At 47.7% G+C, this 23,399-nt stretch carries 23 protein-coding genes, 1 tRNA gene and 1 riboswitch; of the genes, 14 read left to right on the forward strand and 10 right to left on the reverse strand.

The features are described 5' to 3' along the window. Positions 1 to 442: 442 nt before the first annotated feature. The 9 genes from guaB to ABEW73_RS15120 all read left to right on the forward strand — a co-directional run bounded on the left by guaB (position 443) and on the right by ABEW73_RS15120 (position 8,911). A complete protein-coding gene (gene guaB, locus ABEW73_RS15080) occupies positions 443 to 1,900 on the forward strand; it encodes an IMP dehydrogenase (protein WP_076326357.1) in 1,458 nt (485 codons plus the stop codon). Positions 1,901 to 2,052: 152 nt separating this feature from the next. Then, entirely contained in the window at positions 2,053 to 3,471 is a 1,419-nt protein-coding gene (locus ABEW73_RS15085) for a D-alanyl-D-alanine carboxypeptidase family protein (RefSeq protein WP_430170096.1), read from the forward strand. A 163-nt stretch (positions 3,472 to 3,634) separates the two neighbouring features. Then, positions 3,635 to 4,516: a pyridoxal 5'-phosphate synthase lyase subunit PdxS gene (gene pdxS / locus ABEW73_RS15090; protein WP_071221106.1), complete on the forward strand. Its 882-nt coding sequence runs from the start codon at positions 3,635 to 3,637 to the stop codon at positions 4,514 to 4,516. Positions 4,517 to 4,531: 15 nt separating this feature from the next. Further along, positions 4,532 to 5,119, forward strand: a complete 588-nt coding sequence (gene pdxT / locus ABEW73_RS15095; protein WP_430170098.1) for a pyridoxal 5'-phosphate synthase glutaminase subunit PdxT — start codon at positions 4,532 to 4,534, stop codon at positions 5,117 to 5,119. Between the two features lie 186 nt (positions 5,120 to 5,305). Continuing rightward, entirely contained in the window at positions 5,306 to 6,589 is a 1,284-nt protein-coding gene (gene serS / locus ABEW73_RS15100; protein ID WP_430170100.1) for a serine--tRNA ligase, read from the forward strand. Between the two features lie 73 nt (positions 6,590 to 6,662). Then, positions 6,663 to 6,751 (forward strand) — tRNA-Ser (locus ABEW73_RS15105). A 169-nt stretch (positions 6,752 to 6,920) separates the two neighbouring features. After that, positions 6,921 to 7,262: a hypothetical protein gene (locus ABEW73_RS15110; protein ID WP_076326361.1), complete on the forward strand. Its 342-nt coding sequence runs from the start codon at positions 6,921 to 6,923 to the stop codon at positions 7,260 to 7,262. Positions 7,263 to 7,368: 106 nt separating this feature from the next. Then, positions 7,369 to 7,518, forward strand: a complete 150-nt coding sequence (locus ABEW73_RS15115) for a small acid-soluble spore protein P (RefSeq protein ID WP_098741251.1) — start codon at positions 7,369 to 7,371, stop codon at positions 7,516 to 7,518. A gap of 307 nt (positions 7,519 to 7,825) precedes the next feature. Beyond that, positions 7,826 to 8,911, forward strand: a complete 1,086-nt coding sequence (locus ABEW73_RS15120) for a hypothetical protein (RefSeq protein WP_430170102.1) — start codon at positions 7,826 to 7,828, stop codon at positions 8,909 to 8,911. A gap of 77 nt (positions 8,912 to 8,988) precedes the next feature. Here the strand turns inward: ABEW73_RS15120 and tadA are convergent, their stop codons facing one another. Further along, a complete protein-coding gene (gene tadA / locus ABEW73_RS15125) occupies positions 8,989 to 9,483 on the reverse strand; it encodes a tRNA adenosine(34) deaminase TadA (RefSeq protein ID WP_430170104.1) in 495 nt (164 codons plus the stop codon). Positions 9,484 to 9,846: 363 nt separating this feature from the next. Here tadA and ABEW73_RS15130 point away from each other — a divergent pair, with 363 nt between their 5' ends. Both ABEW73_RS15130 and rluF read left to right on the forward strand, forming a co-directional pair. Further along, complete coding sequence (locus ABEW73_RS15130; protein ID WP_430170105.1) at positions 9,847 to 12,141, forward strand: ATP-binding protein; 2,295 nt, start codon at positions 9,847 to 9,849, stop codon at positions 12,139 to 12,141. Positions 12,142 to 12,174: 33 nt separating this feature from the next. Beyond that, a complete protein-coding gene (gene rluF / locus ABEW73_RS15135; RefSeq protein WP_430170107.1) occupies positions 12,175 to 12,876 on the forward strand; it encodes a 23S rRNA pseudouridine(2604) synthase RluF in 702 nt (233 codons plus the stop codon). 114 nt (positions 12,877 to 12,990) lie between these two features. Here the strand turns inward: rluF and motB are convergent, their stop codons facing one another. After that, entirely contained in the window at positions 12,991 to 13,797 is an 807-nt protein-coding gene (gene motB / locus ABEW73_RS15140; RefSeq protein WP_430170109.1) for a flagellar motor protein MotB, read from the reverse strand. Further along, positions 13,781 to 14,581, reverse strand: a complete 801-nt coding sequence (motA, locus tag ABEW73_RS15145; RefSeq protein ID WP_430170111.1) for a flagellar motor stator protein MotA — start codon at positions 14,579 to 14,581, stop codon at positions 13,781 to 13,783. Before motA ends, motB begins: the two co-directional genes overlap by 17 nt. Before the next feature lie 191 nt (positions 14,582 to 14,772). On the opposite strand from motA, the gene ABEW73_RS15150 reads away from it, so the two are divergent. Then, positions 14,773 to 15,066 carry a hypothetical protein gene (locus tag ABEW73_RS15150; RefSeq protein WP_194540327.1) on the forward strand — a complete coding sequence of 98 codons (294 nt, stop codon included), beginning with the start codon at positions 14,773 to 14,775 and terminating at the stop codon, positions 15,064 to 15,066. A 109-nt stretch (positions 15,067 to 15,175) separates the two neighbouring features. After that, positions 15,176 to 15,490, forward strand: a complete 315-nt coding sequence (locus ABEW73_RS15155; protein WP_098741259.1) for a 4a-hydroxytetrahydrobiopterin dehydratase — start codon at positions 15,176 to 15,178, stop codon at positions 15,488 to 15,490. A gap of 101 nt (positions 15,491 to 15,591) precedes the next feature. On the opposite strand, the gene ABEW73_RS15160 is transcribed toward ABEW73_RS15155, so the two are convergent. The 6 genes from ABEW73_RS15160 to ABEW73_RS15185 form a co-directional block, all read right to left on the reverse strand. Continuing rightward, entirely contained in the window at positions 15,592 to 15,948 is a 357-nt protein-coding gene (locus ABEW73_RS15160) for a c-type cytochrome (protein ID WP_076326397.1), read from the reverse strand. A gap of 161 nt (positions 15,949 to 16,109) precedes the next feature. Continuing rightward, positions 16,110 to 16,610, reverse strand: coding sequence for a GNAT family N-acetyltransferase (locus tag ABEW73_RS15165; RefSeq protein WP_430170113.1), 501 nt, complete (start codon positions 16,608 to 16,610; stop codon positions 16,110 to 16,112). A gap of 137 nt (positions 16,611 to 16,747) precedes the next feature. Continuing rightward, a complete protein-coding gene (locus ABEW73_RS15170) occupies positions 16,748 to 17,221 on the reverse strand; it encodes a C40 family peptidase (protein ID WP_430170147.1) in 474 nt (157 codons plus the stop codon). A gap of 438 nt (positions 17,222 to 17,659) precedes the next feature. Then, entirely contained in the window at positions 17,660 to 18,133 is a 474-nt protein-coding gene (locus tag ABEW73_RS15175) for a C40 family peptidase (protein ID WP_076326372.1), read from the reverse strand. Between the two features lie 4 nt (positions 18,134 to 18,137). After that, positions 18,138 to 18,278, reverse strand: a riboswitch (cyclic di-AMP (ydaO/yuaA leader). Positions 18,279 to 18,627: 349 nt separating this feature from the next. Continuing rightward, positions 18,628 to 19,455, reverse strand: coding sequence for a hypothetical protein (locus ABEW73_RS15180; RefSeq protein ID WP_430170115.1), 828 nt, complete (start codon positions 19,453 to 19,455; stop codon positions 18,628 to 18,630). Positions 19,456 to 19,466: 11 nt separating this feature from the next. Then, a complete protein-coding gene (locus ABEW73_RS15185) occupies positions 19,467 to 21,458 on the reverse strand; it encodes a M1 family metallopeptidase (protein WP_430170117.1) in 1,992 nt (663 codons plus the stop codon). Positions 21,459 to 21,606: 148 nt separating this feature from the next. On the opposite strand from ABEW73_RS15185, the gene ABEW73_RS15190 reads away from it, so the two are divergent. Beyond that, the gene (locus ABEW73_RS15190) at positions 21,607 to 22,125 is read left to right on the forward strand and encodes a YwhD family protein (protein ID WP_430170118.1); all 519 of its coding nucleotides are present in this window, start codon (positions 21,607 to 21,609) and stop codon (positions 22,123 to 22,125) included. An 82-nt stretch (positions 22,126 to 22,207) separates the two neighbouring features. On the opposite strand, the gene ABEW73_RS15195 is transcribed toward ABEW73_RS15190, so the two are convergent. Continuing rightward, positions 22,208 to 23,377, reverse strand: coding sequence for a copper amine oxidase N-terminal domain-containing protein (locus tag ABEW73_RS15195; RefSeq protein ID WP_430170119.1), 1,170 nt, complete (start codon positions 23,375 to 23,377; stop codon positions 22,208 to 22,210). Between the last annotated feature and the right edge of the window lie 22 nt (positions 23,378 to 23,399).

Consider the following 23,399-nt stretch of genomic DNA (forward strand, 5'->3'; position numbering starts at 1 on the left):
AGTAGGACGTCGCCAAGCGAACAACCATAAAGACCGTTATCGAGTGATCGATAGCGGTCTTTTCCTATATGCAAAAACATGTATTTATGAAATCGGGACTATCTCGTACCAGGTTGGGTGATACTAAACGACAGCTCTTCATTGAACCTATAGGAAATGCCTTAAAGGATTGGCATATTGGCAGAAGAGGCTTAAACGTGGGTGATTCTCCATTTAATAGAAGAAACCCGGTCCGTTTGTCCATTCCTAAGGGACAGGATAACGCGCTGGATGGATACTTGTAAACTTCCGGCAAAGGGCGAATTTCAATCCTTGACAGCCTATGGGCCCTTTGCTAAGATGGCAATAATATATTTCTGAAAATACTTGAAAATGCCGTCCGGTCCAGCTCTGACAGTAGTTGTAGTCCGCAGGAAGACGACAAAAAGGAGGAATAACCCAGGTGTGGGAAGATAAGTTTAGCAAGGAAGGCTTCACTTTTGACGATGTATTGTTGGTTCCTAGAAAATCCGAGGTACTTCCAAAAGAAGTGGATGTTAGCACCAAATTGAGCGAGCATGTGAAATTAAACATCCCGCTCATCAGTGCTGGGATGGACACCGTAACGGAAGCTCCTTTGGCAATTGCCATTGCTAGAGAAGGCGGAATCGGCATTATTCATAAAAATATGACCGTTGAGCAACAGGCAGAAGAGGTAGATCGGGTTAAACGTTCGGAAAGTGGTGTTATTACGAATCCTTTCTCACTCCATGCTAATCATCTTGTATCCGATGCAGAGGAACTCATGGGTAAGTTCCGGATTTCCGGCGTACCGATCGTAGATGAGAACAATAAGCTGATCGGGATTTTGACGAATCGTGATCTTCGTTTTGTTCATGACTACAATACGGTAATCAGTGAAGTGATGACCAGCGAGAATCTGGTGACAGCTCCGGTCGGAACGACTCTTCAAGATGCAGAAATGATTCTACAGAAGCATAAGATTGAGAAGCTGCCTTTGGTAGACGATGATAATGTTCTTAAAGGACTTATCACCATTAAAGACATTGAGAAAGCAATTCAGTTCCCAAGAGCAGCGAAGGACGCTCAGGGTCGCCTGCTTGTAGGTGCAGCGATCGGAATCTCCAAGGATACCTTCGAAAGAGCAGAGGCGCTTGTGAAAGCTGGCGTAGACGTCATTACCGTTGACTCTGCCCACGGTCATCACATCAATATCATTGATTCCGTTCGCAAACTGCGCGAAGTATATCCGGACCTGACGATTATCGCTGGTAACGTGGCTACAGGCGAGGGCACAAGAGAGCTTATCGAAGCTGGGGCATCCGTCGTTAAAGTCGGAATTGGGCCAGGATCGATCTGTACGACCCGTGTCATTGCTGGGATTGGCGTACCGCAAATCACAGCAATTTATGACTGTGCAACGGTTGCTAAGGAGTACGGGGTTCCGATTATCGCAGATGGCGGTATCAAATACTCAGGTGAAATTACGAAGGCGATCGCAGCCGGTGCAAATGCCGTTATGCTGGGCAGCATGTTTGCTGGTACGGAGGAGAGCCCAGGCGAAGCTGAGATCTATCAAGGACGCCGTTTCAAGGCTTACCGCGGTATGGGTTCCCTTGCTGCTATGAAACAAGGTAGTAAAGATCGTTATTTCCAAGATGACGACAAGAAATTGGTTCCGGAAGGTATCGAGGGTCGTGTTGCTTACAAAGGGCCTTTGGCAGATACCATCCATCAGCTGATCGGTGGATTGCGCTCCGGCATGGGCTATTGTGGTACGCAAAACCTGGAGGAACTACGGACGGACACCCAGTTTATCCGTATCTCTGGCGCAGGACTTCGCGAGAGCCATCCCCATGATATCCAAATTACCAAAGAAGCACCTAACTATTCCTTGTAATTCATTCGAAAAAACAAGGATAAACAATATATGTTATTTATTTCCTGGACAGGCTGGATGAAATTCATCTAGCTTGTCTTTTTTTGATACCCCCCCTATGATAGAATAGAACAAGTTAATGACTTATTGAGAATTAGAGGGGAGTAGTTCCATTGATAGACATGTCTGTAAAGAAGAATAAGCGACAACGCATTCAAAGAACGTTGGCATCCTTGATGCTGTTTAATATACTTTGTTTCTCTGCTGCACCTGCGGTTTCACTTGCGGCACCTAATGTGCTGGCAACAGCGGATACAACGAAAGCCACAGAGGACAAAGCGACAACCGAGAAGGCGACAACAAATAATGCGAAGCCGGATAAAGTGCCATCGATTGATCAGCTTGGACTGGAAGTAAGCTCTGCCGTACTGATAGAGCCATCAACAGGACAGGTCCTACTATCCGTTAATGCTGATGAGGCATTACCACCGGCGAGCATGACGAAGATGATGACGGAATATATCGTGGCAGAGAAAGTAAAGCAAGGCGAATTAGCTTGGGATGACAAGGTCACTGTAAAAGAAAACGCAGCAAAAACGGTAGGCTCACGGATATTCTTGGCTGAGGGTGACCAACATACAGTGGAAGAGCTCTACATAGCCATGGCTGTTGGGTCAGCGAACGATGCTACGGTAGCATTGGCTGAACATGTGGCTGGTTCCGAAGAAGAGTTTGTTACCATGATGAACGATACGGCGAAAAAGATGGGCTTAAAAACGGCTTTTTTCATCAATTCTACAGGCCTCAGCCGTGCGGATATGCCTGAGAAATATCGTCCTGAAGAGGATAAGGAAACGGTTATGTCGGCAATGGATACAGCTTTGCTTGCCAAATTCATCGTCGAGGATCATCCGGATTTTTCGAGATTCACAGCCATTCAATCCCACAAGTTTCGGCCGCGCGACACGAATCCGATTATCAACTACAACTGGATGCTTGAAGCCAATAAAGATATTACCAACTTCAAGAAATATGCTTATGAAGGATTGGATGGTTTAAAAACAGGTCATACCAATGCGGCTAAGTATTGCTTCGCGGGCACCGCTGAGCGTGATGGCATGCGGCTGATTAGTGTGGTCATGGGTACGAAATCCGAAGGAGCCCGTTTTGTAGAGTCCAAAAAAGTCCTTGATTACGGCTTTGACAACTTCGAAGTGAAGGAAGTTCAAGCTGCCGGTGCGACTGTGCAAGGCTTTGAAAACGTCGAAGTAAAGAAGGGTAAAGGCAAGGAAGCTGCACTCGTAACCGATAAAGCAGTCACTTTTGTTGTACCCAAAGGCTCAACAGGCAAGAACATTACCTTTGAAGCCAAGCAGGACTCCTCCAGCTTGACTGCCCCTGTTGCTAAGGATACGAAGGTTGGTACGGTGACCTACACATATAAAATAGAAGGTATGAAGGACGCCCAGTCCGAAACGGTAAATCTAATCACCGCGGAGGAAGTTGAGAAGGCAGGCTGGTTCAGTTTGTTCCTGCGGGCGATTGGAGACTTTTTCGCTGATTTATTTGATTCCATCAAAAATCTTTTCTAACCGCCGATAAATTCCGAGTAAATGGGTTGTGTATTTGATTTTGATGCGGTAAAATATCAAGTTAGATTCATTGCAAGCATGCACCTATACAGGTACAGACTAGATCGCCAGGGAATGCTGTAAGGGCGATGAGATACAACATATAATCGGGAGGCTAGGGGACATGGAAACAGGAACATCAACTGTAAAAAGAGGTATGGCGGAAATGCAAAAAGGCGGCGTCATTATGGACGTCATGAATGCGGAACAAGCGAAGATCGCTGAAGCTGCCGGTGCAACGGCAGTTATGGCACTGGAGCGCGTACCTTCCGATATTCGCGCTGCTGGAGGAGTAGCACGGATGGCTGACCCAACCATCGTTGAGGAAGTCATGAAAGTTGTATCCATTCCAGTTATGGCCAAAGCTCGTATCGGTCATTATGTCGAAGCAAAAGTGCTTGAATCTCTTGGTGTGGATTACCTTGATGAGAGTGAAGTTCTGACACCGGCAGATGAAGTGTTCCATATCGATAAATGGGATTTCACGGTACCATTCGTATGCGGCGCGAAGGACCTTGGCGAAGCGCTTCGTCGTATTGGTGAAGGTGCATCCATGCTCCGTACGAAAGGCGAGCCGGGAACAGGTAATATCGTGGAAGCCGTTCGCCATATGCGCCTCATCAACAGTCAAATCCGTAAAGTTCGTAACATGTCGAAGGACGAGCTGTATGCGGAAGCGAAGAACCTCGGTGTTTCCTATGACCTCCTGAAGGGCATTCATGAGACAGGCAAGCTGCCTGTCGTTAACTTCGCAGCTGGCGGCGTGGCAACACCTGCAGATGCCGCATTGATGATGCATTTGGGCGCTGACGGCGTCTTTGTTGGATCCGGTATTTTCAAATCGGACAGCCCTGAGAAGTTCGCTCGTGCGATTGTTGAAGCGACTACGCATTATGATGATTATAAATTGATTGCTGAAGTATCCAAGAACCTGGGTACTCCGATGAAAGGCATCGAGATATCCAAGCTTAGTCCAGCTGAGCGCATGCAGGATCGCGGCTGGTAAGAGAGAAGGGGTAACATGAAGGTCGGAGTACTGGCACTTCAGGGTGCCGTTGCAGAGCATATACGGAGCATTACGCTTGCTGGTGCCGAGGGGGTGCCGATTAAGAAGGTCGAGCAGTTGGACGCCATTGACGGCTTGATCATTCCTGGCGGCGAGAGCACCACCATCGGCAAGCTGATGCGCAAGTATGATTTTATGAATCCGATTCGTCAGTTCTCAGCCCAGGGCAAACCGATATTCGGAACATGCGCCGGACTGATCGTGCTGGCTGAGCGAATTCAAGGCGATGAAGAGGCTCATCTGAAGCTGATGGACATCACGGTGGCGCGGAACGCATTTGGACGTCAGCGTGAAAGCTTCGAGACCGATTTGCCTGTAAAAGGGATCGAAGAACCGGTACGGGCTGTCTTCATCCGTGCGCCGCTCATTCTGGAGGTGGGTGCGGGCGTTGAGGTCCTATCCACTTATAAAGATGAGATCGTCACAGCCAGACAGGGGCATCTGCTTGCAGCTTCCTATCATCCGGAGCTGACGGACGATTACCGACTTCATCAATATTTTGTGGAGATGGTTCGATCGCAGTCTACGGCAGCACAGACGTAATAGTTACAGTAGAAGACATCTTGACTCTTTGGAATGTGGGAGTCAAGTTGTCTTTTTCGCTGAAATACAATAAGATGTATCGTATGTAATAACGTAAAATGCAGCCTTGTCCCAAGGCTTTTTATCAACATATAGGGCAGCTGCTTCGATATACTTGATGGATGTTTTACTTTAGGAGGGTTTCCCGTGTTAGACGTAAAAATATTGCGCAGCGAGTACAGTCGTGTAGAAGAAGCGCTGAAGAATCGAGGCAAATCGCTCGATCTGATTGCGGATTTTCCTAAGCTTGACGCCCGGCGCCGGGAATTGCTGCAGGAAAGCGAAAGTTTGAAGAATCGCCGCAACACCGTGTCGGCTGAAGTAGCCAAACTGAAGAAAAATCGTGAGAATGCAGATGATCTGATTCTGGAAATGCGACAAGTGTCAGACCAGATTAAAGCGATGGATGAGGAAGTTCGTGAGCTGGAAGCCAGCATATCCGAGCTTACTTTGGCGATTCCGAATATCCCTCATGAGAGTGTGCCGGTTGGCGCTTCGGAGGAGGAGAACGTGGAAATCCGTCGCTGGTCGGAGCCAAAAGCTTTCGATTTCGAGCCTAAGGCCCACTGGGAGCTTGCTCAGAATTTGAGTATTTTGGATTTTGAAGCAGGCGCGAAGGTAACGGGTTCACGGTTTACGTTCTACAAAGGTTTGGGTGCTCGTCTTGAGCGTGCCCTGATCAGTTTCATGATGGATCTGCACAGCGACAAACACGGCTATGAGGAAATGCTGCCTCCATATATCGTCAACCGGGACAGCTTGTACGGAACAGGACAGCTGCCTAAATTCGAAGAGGATTTATTCAAAATTAGCGATACCGACTATTATCTGATCCCAACCGCTGAGGTTCCTGTGACGAACTACCATCGCGAGGAAATCTTAAATAGTGAGGATCTGCCTAAATATTACGTGGCATACAGCTCCTGTTTCCGTTCGGAAGCCGGCGCGGCAGGGCGTGACACACGGGGGCTTATTCGTCAGCATCAGTTCAACAAGGTTGAGATGGTGAAGATTGTACATCCGGAAACATCTTTTGATGAGCTTGAGAAGATGACGGCGGATGCGGAGCGTGTGCTTCAGCTGCTGAATCTCCCTTATCGCGTCATGACTCTCTGTACCGGGGATATGGGCTTTGGATCCATGAAGACATACGATCTGGAAGTTTGGCTTCCAGAGAGCGGCGTATATCGTGAAATCTCCTCATGTTCGAATATTGGGGACTTCCAGGCTCGCCGTGCCAACATTCGATTCCGTCCGGAACCGAAGAGCAAGCCGGAATTTGTCCATACCTTGAATGGTTCCGGGCTCGCAGTAGGGCGTACGGTTGCGGCCATTCTGGAGAATTATCAACAGGCCGACGGATCCGTAGTTATTCCCGAAGTACTTCGCCCGTACATGGGGAACGTTAGTATCATCGAACAGAAAAAATAAGTTGATAAAATAGGTTGTCTTGTGGTATAATGATTTTTGCACGTGATTCATTTTGCATGAATCATTACCACGTGGAGAGGTACCGAAGCGGTCATAACGGGGCGGTCTTGAAAACCGTTAGGGTGCAAGCCCACATGGGTTCGAATCCCATCCTCTCCGCCATACATAATCAAACTCAAGCCGTTTCCTTTAAGGAATCGGTTTTTTTATTGCCTTTTTTACTAGAGGAATGCATGGAGTGTTCGGTTCTTCAGTAGGTTTCTGCTTTATGGAGGCGGCTGTATAAAACATCCCCTGTTATCGCAATTTATAGAGAAGGGGAGGTGTGAACATGAACTCAGAACTAAATGTAGATCAGTCGACGCTGGTCAATGCCTGGCAGGAAAGGCTGTCCACCATATTAAAGCCGGGAGATCGTGCAGAAGTGGCAGCAGACGAAGGGGATCCGAACGCCATCCGCATTCACATTGATGCAGCAGGTCGCCAGGATTATTCGTTTGATTTTCAATGCACGTATGTGGATTCGCGGGAAGTGAAGGTCGATCTGGTCGATGTAGAGCGTGAGGGTGCGACGACGGATGAGCGTAATGAGAACATTCAGGGCATGGTGGGCGATTATACGCGCCATATTCATGAGTGTGCCCAAACGCTGCAGCAAATCACGCATCACTAGTTCCATGAATGAGTGAGACAGTTTCCATACTGTCCTTCATGATATGGACATCAAAGGTAGGATAGGCGTAGGACATCGTTGTGATCATGAAATGGAGGGCTATCAGATGAGCAAACCCAAGGCGATTCCGGTACCGGAAGCACAGGAGCAGCCGAAGCAGCGCAAGGACCATGACCGTGGCGGCCAGGAGCCGCTGTCAGGCTCGCACAGAGCGAAGATCCGTAAACAGGATGGACATTTCAATCCGGAGGGCTAGAAGCCTGTATGAGCCAAATACGGAGAGGCTAGAAAGCAAGAATCGAGGGAACTTCCTGTATTTCGACAGGAAGTTCTTTTTTTCGATTTGAAACCTTTTGCGTCCAACTTCCGTATTAGTGTTCAAGTGTAATATTTTGGGGCCCCACCTTATTCGCATGTTAAGAAGTTTAAATTTAAGATGGATGGAAAAAGAAAGGAAATAAAATTTCAGTAAATATTCCAGAAAGTGTTTCTCATTTTGGTTAAATGGTTTATGATTAGAAGGTCTGTTATTTTTTTGACTGTTAGAGGGGAGAGAAATTTTAATGAACAAGAAGTTTGCAGCTATCATGCTGACACTGCTGCTCACAGTGACAGTTGTACTTTCCGGCTGCGCCAAAAAAGAAGAGCCTAAGGCAGCGATGACTAATGCTGCTACGAACGCGATGAAGATGACATCCTACGAAATGAAGAGTAAATTTGTCATTGAAGACCTTCAAGTTAACATACCTGCAGTTGAAGGCGATCCAAGCGTAACACAGGCGATGACGATGTTGAAGAATGCTGAGGTTACGCTGGACGGTATCTACCAAGCGGATCCAATGCAAACCGAGATGAACATGGGTATCAATTTGAAGGGTGACATGGCAATGTCCTTCAACATTGATATGGTGATGACGAAAGAGAAAATCTACGTTAAGATTCCAAGCATTCCAATGCTGCCATTCCCAGAGGACGTTGTTGGTAAGTTCCTCGTTATGGATATGAAAGAGCTTGCTGAGCAATCCGGTGAAACATTTAATCCGGAAAGCCTGGATACCGAGAAATCCCAAAAATTCGTAAACGAAATCCTTGAAGCTTTGCTGAGTGAATATGACCAAGCGAAATACTTCAAAGAGATCAATGTTAAAGATGCTGGCCTTCCAGAAGGCGTGGATGCCAAACAAGTGGTTCAATTCTTTGTAACCAATGATAACCTGAATGAAGCATTGGATATTATGGTAAACAAGGTTGCACCTAAGGTTGTTGACATTGCAGCTAAAGACGAGTACCGCGAAATGCTCGGTCTGACCCAAGAAGATATCGACGCTGCTAAAGCTGAAGTTTCCAACGTTAACCAAGACGAATTCAAAGCGGGCTTGGAAGAGATGCAGAAGTATCTGAAGATCAACACATTCAACATCAACACGGCTATCGATAAAAAGGATTTCCCTGCATATCAGGATATTGTGTTGAACGTTGATTTCAATGATCCAGAAACGAAAGAGAACGTGAAGTTGGCTGTGAAGGGTAGCACCCAATACAACAACATCAACGCTAAACAAGAGTTCAAAATCGGTATTCCAAAAGATGCTGATGTCATCACGATGGAGCAATTTGAGGAATCCATGAGCCAAATGGGCACTTATTAATATCATTCATCGAAGACAACATAACCCGGCCATCATGGCCGGGTTTTTACGTTTCTATACATATTACTCTACAAGGATTATATTTTCCCGCGCAAACGTCGGAAGAACTGAGTGAGTAGTGATGCGCATTCTTCCTGCAGCACGCCCTCAACCACGTTAGTCCGGTGATTAAAACGCGGTTCTTGAAGCAAATTCATCAGTGTGCCGGCACAGCCGGCTTTGGGATCGCGAGTGCCATAGATCATCTGTGGGACCCGGGATTGGACGATAGCACCCGCACACATGGGACAGGGCTCCAGCGTCACGTACAATCGGCAGTCGAGCAGCCGCCATGCTCCAAGATGTTTGCTTGCCTCACGGATAGCCACCATCTCGGCATGGGCGGTCCCATCATAAGTCGTTTCACGCAAATTGTATCCACGGCCAATAATCTCATCACCCCGCACGATGACAGCGCCGATAGGAACTTCGCCGAGTTCTTCGGCTTTCTGTGCTTCCGCGATGGCTTCTCTCATCCAGCGTTCATGATTATCGTTATCCACAGCCAGTGGGTCTATTGAATTTGATATCAAACTAAAGTCTCCTTTCACAGCCCGTTAAAACCCTGTATTTATACCCAATGTTCAACGAACATTTATTCGTTTGTTAACATGTTGTGGACAGAATTGTGGATAACTAAAATATTATACACAAAGTTATACACATTATCCCCAGATAAGTTGTGTATTTGTGCGCAATCTGTGGATACGTTGTTTGTTTTACCGGGAATGGCCTCTTTTATTGTAAGGATTCCCTATTTCAATAGCAATGCGATTGTAGAAAAAAACCATATAGTTGTAAAGCCGCTTGTCTTTTCAAACGTTCGTGATCAAGGTATCATGAGGGTATTAGATTCGCAAGTCGTCTATGTGACAGCAGAAAGGTGAAGATGCCACTTGTCGATTAAGACGAAATTATCGATGATCATGTCCGTATCGGTATTATTTATTCTTCTGCTCAACATTACGCTGAACTATTATACGACCCAGGAAAATTTGCAGCAGGATAGTGAAACCAAAATGGTGATGGCCGCTACTCAGATCGCCATCACGGTCCAGCAAACCGACTTTAGTTCTGCATATGTGGATAATATATTCGGTGATATGCTGAAGGTAGCCGCGATCAATGCGGCAAAGGCTTTGGATCCGGATATTAACAATATAACCAATCAGCAATTGGTGGAATTGAGTAAAGAGATCGGCGTCACCCACATTTCACTATTGGTCCGGACGAATGATGATGTCGTTGTTGCCCGATCCTCTACTCCAGATGAAATCGGCCTTTCAACAAAGAACTGGGGGTACTGGCATACGGCTTTTCTGGAATTGTTCCAGTATGGTAAAGTCGTCTCCGTTACCGAGGGTCAGCGCGCCGATCATTTTTGGTCGGGACCGTTTGAGTTTTCCACGTCCAATCCGGAATTTATTGATAAATGGGGATACTATTACGATAGCAAGCGCAACTATATCATTGATCCCTACATAAGGAATTCGAATATCAAGGACTTTGTGAAGATTACAAGTCCGGATACGGTTGTGAAGGAGACCTTGAAGTCGAATCCGCGAATATTGGAAGTAACAGGCATCAACCCTGAAACGTTTGGCAATGAATATATGAGAGAAGATGGAACGGATGATGTTCACCGCAAGCTTCGCAATCGACCGATTACATTCGGCACCTATGACTATGGGAGCCTGGACCAAGATGCGGAAGCTGTGAAGAGGGCCGTTTCTACCGGCGATAATGTGGTGTTTGTCAGTACTATCCATAACAAGAAGGTGCTAAAAAGCTTCATCCCCATCGTAACCGAAAATAAACCGACCAGTGTCATCAGTGTCGTCATGGATTATGAAGCCATCTCTTCCGTGATGAGGGAGCAGATGATCAGTCTTGTGGCCATCTCATTGGTTTTATTGGAAATCGTGATATTCGGCAGTTATATTGTTGCAGGGTATTTTACCAAGCCGATTCAGGCCATCCTGGGGACGGTAAACGATGTGTCGGATGGTTATTTCGATCGAAGGCTGGAGGTAAGCAGCCGGGACGAGTTGGGGCAGCTTGCGGGTCGAATCAATGCGATGACACGTAATCTGGGCAACTATACGAGCCAATTGAAGCAGATGGTCGATGAGAATCAGTCCGTTAAGGAATATCTGGAGTCGGTCATTAATCAGACAGCCGATGCCATTCATACAACCGATACCTATGAACGGGTTATTAGTGTGAATAAAGCGTTCGAGCAATTGTATGGTTGGAAAGCGCACGAAGTGGTTGGACGGAAACCTGCACTTGTGCCTCCGGCCAAAGAAGAAGAAGAAAAGGAACGCATCCGTCGTCTGCGGGCCGGAGAACGGCTTCCTCCGGTAGAGACGATCCGTCTTCACAAAGATGGAAGCACGATCGAGGTCAGTATCAGCACCTCGCTGGTGCGCGACGAGAACGGTGAGGTTACCTCCATGATCAGTGTGTCTCGGGATGTGACGGAACGCAATCGGATCGAGGAGCTGCTCCGTCGTTCGGAGAAACTCAATACCGTTGGCCAACTGGCTGCTGGCGTTGCTCATGAGATCCGGAATCCGCTTACGACCCTCCGTGGATTTCTGCAGCTTCAGCAGCAGACTCACAAGGTTAATCCGGACCATATTGATCTGATGCTGTCGGAACTGGATCGAATTAACCTCATTGTCAGTGAATTTCTGATATTAGCGAAGCCGCAGGCGATCCATTTCCAAGAGAGGGATGTACGACTCATCATGGGAGATGTCATTTCATTCCTCGACAGCCAAGCCCATTTGTACGGCATCGAGTTCAAATTGAAATTTACTGATGAACTTACCTTCGTACACTGTGAGGAGAATCAGCTCAAGCAGGTGTTTATCAATCTGCTCAAGAATGCGATTGAAGCGATGCCCGATGGCGGCAGTATCTGGATTGAGCTTTCAAGGCCGAAGGGCGAATGGGTACAAATCGATATTCGGGATGAAGGGCAGGGCATTCCGGAAGATCTGATGCCGCATCTTGGCGAACCGTTTATTACGAATAAGGAGACGGGGACAGGGCTAGGATTGATGGTAAGCCAGCGTATTATTCAGGGTCACCGGGGTATGATGGAAATCGAGAGTGAAGTGGGTGTGGGCACGAAGGTGAGTATAGTTCTGCCTGTGGTTCAGCCGAATGCAATTGAGAATTAAGCAAGAAGTAGTTACAGATAAGGGGATGGCATCTTGAGAATCAATAAATTTATCAGTGAAACGGGATATTGTTCCCGGCGTGAAGCGGATAAGCTGGTGGATAGCGGGAAGGTCACCATTAATGGGGTGGTTGCTGTCCTGGGAAGCCAGGCAGAGGAAGGCGACGATGTCCGGATCCAGGGAAAGCCGCTTCAGGATAAGAAAAAGCATGTCTATATTGCTCTTAATAAGCCGGTCGGGATTACAAGCACCACCGAGCCGCATATTAAGGGCAATATTGTAGACTTTGTAGGCCACAACGAGCGTATTTTTCCTATCGGACGATTGGATAAGGACTCTGAGGGTCTGATTTTGCTGACGAATGATGGAGATATCGTCAATAAGATCCTTCGCTCTGAGGGAAAACATGAGAAAGAATACATTGTGACGGTGGATCGCCCGGTAACGGAATCCTTCCTTAGAGGGATGTCCAGCGGCGTAAAGATTTTGGGTGAGATGACGCTACCTTGTGAGGTCACTCGAATGTCCGAGCGCGTATTCCGAATCATTCTGACCGAGGGGAAAAATCGTCAAATCCGCAGAATGTGCAGCGCTTTTGGTTATGAGGTCCGAAAGCTGCAGCGAATCCGGATTATGAATATCCGTCTTGGCAGTCAACGCATCGGTTCATGGCGTGATCTTAACGAGAAGGAGAAGGAAGATCTTGGTCAGCTGCTGAACTATAGGCTCGAGTAGCAGGCAGAAATACTTCTATAATCTTAAACAAAAACAACCGATGGGATCTGTAAGACCAGATGCATCGGTTGTTTATTGTGTGTTATAGTCTGTAGGGACCCGTTCCCTTTTGGGTTATTCATTCACGCTTGTAAAGGTGGCGCTATCCTGGTATTTACGTATAATGGATACCTCGACTCTGCGGTTCTTCGCTCGCCCAGCAGCGGTGTTGTTATCAGCAATCGGATGGTATTCGCCATAACCGATCGGCATGAACCGTTTAGGATCCAGCTCCGAGTTGGCAAGCAGAATCTTCATGAACTGCAAGGCTCGATCCGAGCTTAAATCCCAGTTCGACGGATATCGGCTGTTAGAGATTGGCACATTATCCGTATGGCCGGATACAATGATTTCATAGTCCGGGAACTTGTGAAGCATTTGCGAGATGGCCTTGGCCAGTTTACGGGCTTCCGGCTTCACAACGGCTTCGCCGGAAGGGAACAAGGCGTTATCCCGTATCGTAATGACAAGCTGGGAGTGGTTCAACTTGGTGCTGAGCTCCGAGGTTAAACCGTTATTTTTAATATAATTATCGAGCTGCTTCTTCAGCTTCTCCAGATCCTGTTGTTCCTGACGCATCAGCTCTGCACGCCGTTGGTCAGGTGTTGTTGCGGGAACGGAAGGGGATGTCGCTTTATGATCCTTAATATTGGGTGGATCATCGCTGGATTCCGTTTTGCTGTAATCCAGCACACCGGTTCCGCCGGAGAGAGCAACACTGAAGGCTTCGCTCATTTCTTGAAATTTGCGTGCATCCGTCGCACTCATGGCGTACAGCACCAGGAACAAGGCCAGAAGCAAGGTCAGTAGGTCTGCGTAAGGAAGAAGCCAGGATTCGTCGGCATGCTCCTCATGCGGCTCGTGCCTAGTCTTTTTGCTCACTAGCACCAGCCTCCCTCTCGCTGAGCTCAGCCCGTTCGGACGGTGTCAGGAACACGGAGAGCTTCTGATTGATTGCAATGGTGGATACACCGGATTGAATGGACAGCAGGCCTTCTACCATCATCAGGCGGATTTCAACCTCACGTTTGGATAGACGCTTGAGTTTATTCGCAATCGGGTGACAGAGGACATAACCGGTGAAAATACCGAGCAGGGTTGCAATAAACGCAGCCCCGATGGCATGGGCGAGTTCGCCCATATCTTCCATATGGGATAATGCAGCGATCAAACCGATAACGGCTCCAAGTACCCCGAGGGAAGGTGCATACATACCGGCTTGGGAGAAGATCAATGCGCCGGAACGATGGCGTTCTTCGGTGGCATTAATATCTTCCATTAATACATCACGTACGAATTCCTGATCGTTGCCGTCGATGATCATGCGCATCCCATTACGCAGGAAGGTGTCATCGATCTCATCGACTTTGGTTTCCAGAGCCAGCAGACCTTCACGGCGTGTGATCGAAGCCCATTCCATAAACAGCTTGATCATATCCGTTTTGTCCATCAGATTCTGTTTCACAAAGGTCATCTTGACCAGCTTCGGAATCTTTTTCAGCTCGACTAGCGGAAACCCGATGAATAAAGTTGCTGCCGTACCGCCAAGAATGATTAGATAGGCTGCCGGATTATACAAAGCGAGAAGGGAGGCACCTTTCAGAACCATGCCCACCAGTACCGCGACGATACCGATTATTAAGCCTATAATTGTTGAAATTTCCATACCACACCTCATCCGTGAGAAATAAAATAACGAATCCATTCGTCAGAACGGTTCTCATGGAGAACCGGGCCCCTTTTGTGGGGCGTTATCCTATTTATCGTCAGGTCGGGCTTTTTTTTTTAGTTGTAATTTCCGGTATAATGGAAGGAAGGGAAACGAAGCTAAGTACGGCAAGGAAAGGAGTGATGGAGATGGGCGTTAAACACGGAAGAGATTACGGCGAAATTCTGGCAGAATTGACCGAGGCGGTCGGACGAATTTCCGATAGCTATGTCTTCTTTGAAATGGAAGCTGAGGATTGGGGCAATCTGGGTGAAGCCGAGAGAAATGAGGTTCATGAAGCGCTGGCTGAGGATTTGTTCTATGCGCTAGGCACAGAGCCGGTGATTAACGTTGGCAGCGGCGTGGTCATGCATGATCAAACGAACCATCGAATACATATTTTGATCGGTGAAGAAGAGTTGGCCTTTGTGGCTCTTGTGTAATCACTCCAGTTATCAACAGATACAGGGCAGAATAGAATAGATGACAGAAAGACCATATTATGTGTAAGTCGGCTTTTAGATAGGTTTTTTTCGGGGAGGAAGATATAAGATGCTTTATACGCAGCAAGAAGTAGAGGCTCATCTGGAAAAGCTTGAGGGTTGGGAATTTGAACAAGGGAGATGGATTGTACGGAAGTATACCTTCTCCTCCTTCATGAAGGGAATCGCTTTTGTTGATGAAGTGGCAGCTATTTCAGAAGCTTTCGGACATCACCCCTACATCACCATAGATTATAAAGTCGTTACACTTCGTCTCACCTCTTGGGACGACGGTGGCATTACGGCTGTGGATATTAAGGAAGCGCAGCAGTTTAACGAAGCCTATGAGAAGAGTCGTTCGAAGGATGGCAAGGCGGCACAGTAGAAGGGGGGATGGTTGTGTTCCCCCGGAGGTCCCGAATATGTAAAAACACGCTTGCACCAGGAAGAACTCCAGGTGCAAGCGTGTTTTGCGTATAAGCTGATTTATTTTTTCTCAGCAAGGTATAGCGCGATGTTTGCGATTTCTTCAGGCTTAAGTTGATCTTTAAAGGAAGGCATTCCCTTACGTCCTTTGGTTACAACGTTGAAGATTGCGTCCGCATCCATGTGTCCGCCTACTTGATTCAAAGCCGGCCCAGCGCCGCCTTGAAGTTGGTCGCCGTGACAGCTAATACAGCTTGCTTTCATTGTGGCTTCCGCTGCGGCAGCATCGAGAGTCACTTCCGGCATGGTCGGCTTCTCTTCCTGAGCCACCTGTTCCTTACCTGGGAGCGTAAACATCAGCGCGATAGCCAACGCACATGCGACGAAGAACAATCCGCTCATGATCCATTTTTGCATCGTCATATCGTCCCTTCTATGTATACTGCACTTTTGCACTTGTCTCCATTATAAACCAACATCCATAGACAGCATAGCCAGTTGTGACAAAAAAAGCAACTATACGGCGTGGCTTCATAAAAAGTACACAAAATTGTGCTTTTTCATATAGACAAAGATTACTATTCCTCATTTGCCGGGGGCTCATACACCATACAGTGGAAAAGGGCATTTCCCGTGGGTGTAAGTCGCTCATACGTATCGGTGATATGAAAGCCTGCCTTTTGATACGTGCGGATCGCGCGCTCATTCCAGGTCAACACTTCAAGGTCGATTTCGTCGGCAGGCCGTCTCCGCCTGGCTTCCCGAACAATCGCCCCCATAAACCGTTTACCCATTCCGCGCCCGCACCAATCAGGCCGCATGCCAAGTCCGATTCGTGTTACCTCGTGCATCGGAAACAGCTGGGCAAATCCCCACAGGGCCTCCTGTTCATCCAGAATTGAGATGTACTGCCTCTGGCGAATGTCCGGATCGCCAAACTCGACCTCAAGCCCTTTTATCTGCTCCCAGGGAAGAAAGCCATAGATATTATAGGGAGGAGGATAGGTCCAGGCGCATATTTCCTTTGCGTGCTCTTCACGCATGACTACGGTGTGAAATGAAATCGGGGTTGCATCCATTGGTGAAGTCCTCCTATCGTATGCATTAATGATAACCCTATTACGAACATCCAAGTCGCATCAAAAAGCCCGTCAAAGAGAGGTAAAGGCTCCTTTAACGGGCAAGCAGTATGTATAGGGATGATTGCCTCTAAAGCTTAGGATGATTCACCAGCCGCTTCTTCATACGTATCATCGCTCATGATACGCTTTGCACCCACGTATCGCTGATCATAGTACTCCTCTGCAAGGCGGTTGATAACCACCCCGCGGTTGGACGAGGCATGGGCGAATTTGTCATCGCCGACATAAATGCCGACGTGGGAGATGCCCTGGCCCGATGTATTGAAGAACACCAAATCGCCAGCGCGCAGATCCTTACGGGACACGCTTGTCCCCATGTCGAATTGAGAGCCGGATTGATGCGGGAGCTTCAATCCGAGTTTGGCATATACATACATGGTGAAGCCGGAACAGTCAAATCCGCTCGTGGTCGTACCGCCGTAGCTGTATCTTGTACCTAGCACCTTATCGATTTCCTGATCCAGCGCACGATCAGCAAACACGCTGCCAACGCCCAAAGTGAACAACAGTGTGATACTTAGGGCTGCTGTTGATAATGTTTTCTTCAGCATGGAAAGCTCCTTTTCGCTGCCGCGAGGCATAGCAATCTATGTATTAAAGCACTTACATTAATGACAAAGTTGTTACTGCGTCCATTCTATCAGACAGCAAGCGGGATTGGCAATTATTTCTTGATGGATTTTGCTATTTTTCAATTGCATTAGCTGTCGAAGCGTCAAATAAAACCAATATTTTTCCAAAACGGTGTTTAATGAAGGGAGAGAAGGGTATATAAAGAATAAGAGGGGATCCGGATGGAATAACCAAACGAAGTCATTTCACTATCTTCATTTCATTTTTTTTTTGAAAAGTGGAAACTTTTTCGTTGTCTTGAACGTTATAAAGGTATACACACAATCAACAAAAGAAAAAAGCCGCTGGATGAGATCGGCACAATCTCATAAACCCAGGGCTTCTTATAAGAGTAAATCAATAAAGTTCCAACATTAATTGTAGTTCACAGCTACAGATTTGTACGTATTCTGACTCATAATTCTTTTAGCGCCTACATATCGGTTGGCGTAGTAGCTCTGGCTTAGCGGACTGATCATGACACCACGTGAAGATGAGGAATGAGCAAATTTGCCGCTCCCAACATAAATACCCACATGAGATATACCTCTGCCCGATGTGTTGAAGAACACGAGATCGCCAGCTTTCAGGTTGCTCTTGGATACTGCCGTTCCTACTTTGTATTGAGCTGCAGACGTACGCGGCAGGCTAAGGCCAAGCTTCTTGTAAACATAGCTGGTGAATCCGGAGCAGTCAAAACCATTCGTTGTGGTTCCACCCGTTTTATAAGAGACACCAATGGCTGGTTTGATTGCTGTATTTAATTTGGAATCGGCGAAAGCGCTTCCGGTCCCTAATGTGAGTGCGAGTGCGAGGCCGAGAGAAACAGCCGTTAACTTCTTTTTCAAAACAAAAAGCTCCTTCCATTGCCTGCGAGGTTAGCTTAAGGGTTCGGTTGAAAGGTCCCCTATGATCCCTCTCTTGCGAGATCAATTCACCCAAAACGGATCCCCCGCTTCCCATATCGTTATGGGAATTCGGCTCCTTAAAATGTTGATGAACCCATTCTTTGACGTCTGACGTTCCAACATAGTTAACGAATTTACATCGTTCCAACAAAAAAGTTACAGCAAAGATGACAAAGTTGTTACTAACATATTCGTTATTTTAGCAGAGTATTAACAATTTGGCAAACGAGGAAAGACCATTTTTAAACAAAAAAACCTGTCCCCATCTTGGGGAAACAGGTTTTTTTGTAATTTCGCGCTCAGAAATTTGTAAAATAGAGGATAAGTGAACGCTTATTCTTTGTAAAATCAAGCTCGGGATAGAAACGTGTCACTTCGGATTACAGCTTATTCGCGAGCGTGATTCACCATTTCAGGGTAACGAATTGTAATGATTAGGGATGCTGTGGGGAGGAATCTCTCCACAAATGATATTGGGCAGAAATTACCCAAATTTGGAATAGTCCATTCAGGAAATAAGAGGCCTGCTGAATAATTAAGCCGATCAATCCGGCCCAGAAGAGCGAAGCCGAGCTCAGGAGCAACAGAATGACACAGGCTGATCCGCCGATGGTGATGGACAACAGCACTGCCGTGCCCAAGCGGCGGAAGAGTGCCAGAATAGAGCGGATCATACCGAACCCCCCGGTGCGTCCGAATTGCATATAGAGCAATAACAGGCGGATCAGATAGGCGTACAAGAACCACCCAACTGCATAGGGCAGTGCATGAAGCAGCAGAACAGGCTCTTGAATCCCATTCAGCAGAATCGGAAGGATTTTGGGCAGAATCCAGTAACCGGGCGCAAAGGTGAGAATGAGCTCAATCAGATAGAATAGCGTTACAGGTTTCCACAGTTTCCGCATGCCAATGAAGAAGAATAAACCGCGCTCGCCCTTAGCTTCCTGATGAAGGTTGTAGAAGATGCCGGCCCGAATGAGCGGGGTGAGGATCATCCGGATCAACAGCAAACCGGCCAGAAGCCATCCGTAGGTGTGGACCGTGCTGCTAAGGGATAGGCTCATCTCGCCCTCGTAGAAGAATAAAAGACGGCTGAGCTCATTAGGGGCAGAATCCGGATATCGCATCAGAAGGGGAACGACTGCCGATTTTACGAGTCGGTACAGGCAATATCCCCACAGCAAACGGTATAAGAAGAGCAGAATCGAGACGTATAGCTGGTCTTTAACACTGATCCACCCTTGGCCTGCGTAACTTTTCATGTGCTCCCCCCTCACCATGACAGGCTGCCGAACAGCGTCTCCACAAGCTTGGTAATACTGAGATTCCAGCGTGTAACCACCTTCGGATCCATTCCTGCCTTCATATAGTTATTGATGTGTTTATTCTCCAGGACGATGGAGTATTTCGGATCAACCATGGCCCAGGCGAGCGGAGTACTGTACTCCAGGGTGTAAGTAACCTTACCGTCCTTGCCGCTCCAGGTTCGCTCCACCGTTTTGCCGTCCTCAAAGGCGAACACGATTGGCACATCGGTTATATCCCCGTCCTTGCTCGTTATTTTGACCGTAGATTCATACCGAGGATGGTCTGCCGTGCCTTTATTTTTGGTTTTGATCACGTCGATGGCAACGTCCGCCATCTGGCTTCCATATACATATTGGTCAAAATACGGCTGCCAGGACGTTTTGCTTACTTGCTCTACAACTTTTTGGAAGTCGGACGTGGTCGGGTGCTTGAAGCGGTATTTCTGGGCGTACGTATGAAGAATCTTCCCCATCATCTGCGGACCGACCTGCCGCTCGATGCCTTGCAGCACCAGCTTGCCCCTCGTGTAAACATTCAGTGCGTAGTTTTCGTGCGAGCTGTATTTCCAGGATTCCATCTTCAGCGGTGCAGGGGAAGTAATGGATGCTCCCTGAGCCGCCGTATTGGAGGTAATACCGTATTCTTTTTCCATCACTCGTTCTTCTGCATAGGTTGCAAAGGCCTCGTCCAGCCACGCCTCCTCAAATTCGTTACTTGCGATCATTCCGTAAAAATATTGATGGGCAATTTCATGAATGACGGTCCGCTCCAGCTCATATCCCGGCGAATCGTTTTTGGCCCCGAAGGCCGTGACCAGCGTCGGGTATTCCATGCCGCCTGCACCGTTGCCCGATTCCGGCGGAACGACGATGGACAACGTGGAATACGGATAGGTTCCGTACCATTTTCCAAACGAAGCGAGGGCCGACTGAGCGGCATCGAAGTAACGCTCCTTTAAGTCTTTATGGGCTGGATCGAGATACAGCTTGATGCGGACGCCCGGTACGCCTGGTGCGGAGAATGCTTCTTCTGCCGTGACAAAGTTCGGCGATGCCGACCAGGCAAAATCATGCACATCATCCGCATAGAACTGATAAATTTTTTCCCCGTTAATTTTTTGGGCAGGCTTGGTAGGGAATCCGGTCGCGGCAACAATGTAATTTTCGGGCACTCGGATGCGAACGCTGTAAATGCCGAAGTTAGAATAGAATTCGGAATTGCCATGGTATTGATGAAGATTCCAGCCTTCCTCTGTTCTTCCGCGAAGACCAACCGGTTCATAGACCGAAATTTTAGGAAACCATTGCCCAGCCATAATAAAATTCTCGGTGGTTCCCATGCGAGCAAATATTTTGGGAAGCTCGACCTCGAACTCCAAGTAAATGGTCACACTCTCCCCGCTCTTGATGGGTTTAGGCAATCGGAGCTTGACAAGGCTGTGATCCTTGATGTTACCGTCATCGGGTTGAACAAATTGAAGGCGATGGGTCAGGGCCAGGCCTTCGGTTGTTTTCACGCTGGTAATCGTCATGGAGCCGTATCCGTCGTCTGGCATGGGATCGGAACGAAGCCGGCCACCCGATTCCTTCATAAAAGTCGTATCATTGGAAGCAAATGCATTGGGATACAGATGAAAGTACAGCTCGTTTACGCTTTTTTTGCCTGGATGAGTCCAAGTGAGTGTCTGTTTGCCCTTAAGCTTGTTCTCCTCAGGCTCGTACCGAACATCCATATGATATTCCACTAGTCGGTCGCTTAAGGCTGGAGCGGGAATATTAGGCTGCACCTTAGGCGGTGAGAGAGGGGCCTTCTCCACAGCAGAGACGGAGGGCTTGCCCGCATTTGGGACAAGAGCAGACGCTGAGGACCCTGGATTCAGAAATATCGGCATCGTTCCTGCAAGCAAACCTATGGCAAGCAGGGATGATAGAAAGACTTTGGCACGTGGTGGGACCATATCGAACAACCTCCCGTTGACAAGCATCTAGTGCATGTATATGTTTGCTTTTAGGGGATTATTAGTTAAAATAAAATTATTGGGACAAAGGTTATCAATTTAGCAGCTGATACGTAAGAATCGGCTCTGATATAGGAGGTCGGCAGCAGTGGAAAATGAAGAGCAGAAGCAGGGTGCGAAGAAACCGATTGCTTTGAATATTATTAATAGTAAGAGTAAGCATAAAGGGTTTGGGTCAGGATCCATTGATCTGAACAGTCTGTCGCCCGTCATTATCGACGATGGCGAGGCCCGAGTGGATATTGGAGCCATGCATGCGAAGAGTAAGGTGGAGAAGGGTATCCGTTTCAGCATGAACCGGGATGAAGTGCCAAATGGCCGCCAGGTATGGATCGTGTGGGTGGCTGTAGATCGTACCGTGGAAGGACAGCATTATGCAGGCATGACCGCCTGTGAAATGTGGATCGACCAGGAGGCCCGCCGCGGCTGGAAGATCCTCGCCGATCATGTGAATAAAATGGATGCGGCGATGAAGCGCAAGATCATTCTGGATGGCCTTGGCGACGTCGAGAAGAAAGCACTGCGTGAGCTGCTGATTTCACGTAACGAGGAATGGTGGGATGCATCACCAGAGGAATTCAAGGAAGCCCTTCGAACCGAGGCATGATACAATAAATTAGATGCGAAAGTGGAAAGACCGGTTGGGATTCATGAACGAATCCCGCCGGTCTTTTTGTCATTGCGTATGGTTAGAATGGAAGGGTGTAGGTCCGTTTTTCTTTTTGACCGAGAAACGGATTATTGTATTGGAACGTCAGCTTGCCGCCGGCATATCCGATATACGTTAAACCGTCACCAATGAAGCCCACCTCGTTCGGCGGCATTTCCTCAATGACCTTGATGGTTTCCTCGTCTAGAAGTTCAGGATAGATAAGCTTCGCTGTCTTGCTTGTCGGATGAACGATATATAGGGTCGCCTTCGTGTAGGGTCGGACGAGCAGGAAGTCCTGTTCGATCGCTTCTACGATAAAATTATCCTCTACTCCCGTGAGTGCGGCCAGGTCATAAGATTTGACCGTTTTGCCTGTCGGATGAACCAGCGCAAGCGTACTGCCGTTCATCATGGCAATATTGCCTTTGTAACTGAGTTGGTCCGGTTTGTAGTTTATTCCGGCAAAATTGGAATGATTGGTTTTGGATAGCTTCAGGATTTTGTTGTCCTGAATGAGCACCCGATATCTTCCCTCATGAATATGAGGTTCGCCGTAATAATTGGACAAGTCGACGACATAGGTATTGCTGTTGATACGATGTGCGCTTAAGCTGACTTGATCGATCTCCTCAACGGGAATCATGCCAACTTGGGCTGGCATGGATCCAGCTTTACCCATGGACAGCATCCCATTCTCGCGATTTACCCAGAACAGCATATTGGCCTGGGAAGCATAGGCGTATTTTGACCAAGCATCGAAGGTCGTTCTAAGTCCGGATTTGCTGTCATACTTCAGAGGAATGCCGAAGGCTTTGGTAATCAGACTGGCTGGAACATACGTCACGCCTTTCTTCACAACCGGAGCGGCCTCGAGCTTTAGAGTGGTCCCCTTGGCATTGACTGCGCGCGACTGCCCGATGGTAATGCGAACAGACTGTATCGGGCTGTTAATGTACAGCTCGTTTTTTCCCGGGGTCGTCAAATGCAGCTGCAGCTGTTCAGAAACTTCCTTCAGTGGAACGAACACGACGCCTTTATTCGTATAAGGTTTATGTTTCACATCCAGCGTACTCCATGTTACCTTGCTCTGTGATGTGGAGGCCGCTGCCGCGTGGGCAGGAATTGTTGTGAGCGATGAGGACGTAAGCAATAAAGACATGGCTATGGATGCGGTACCTGCTAATTTGATGATTTGCACGGATTTCATATCATTTCCTCCTTCTGGTTTT

The organism is Paenibacillus lautus (assembly GCF_050482385.1).
In the GTDB taxonomy this organism is placed as follows: Bacteria; Bacillota; Bacilli; order Paenibacillales; family Paenibacillaceae; genus Paenibacillus_AQ; species Paenibacillus_AQ lautus_B.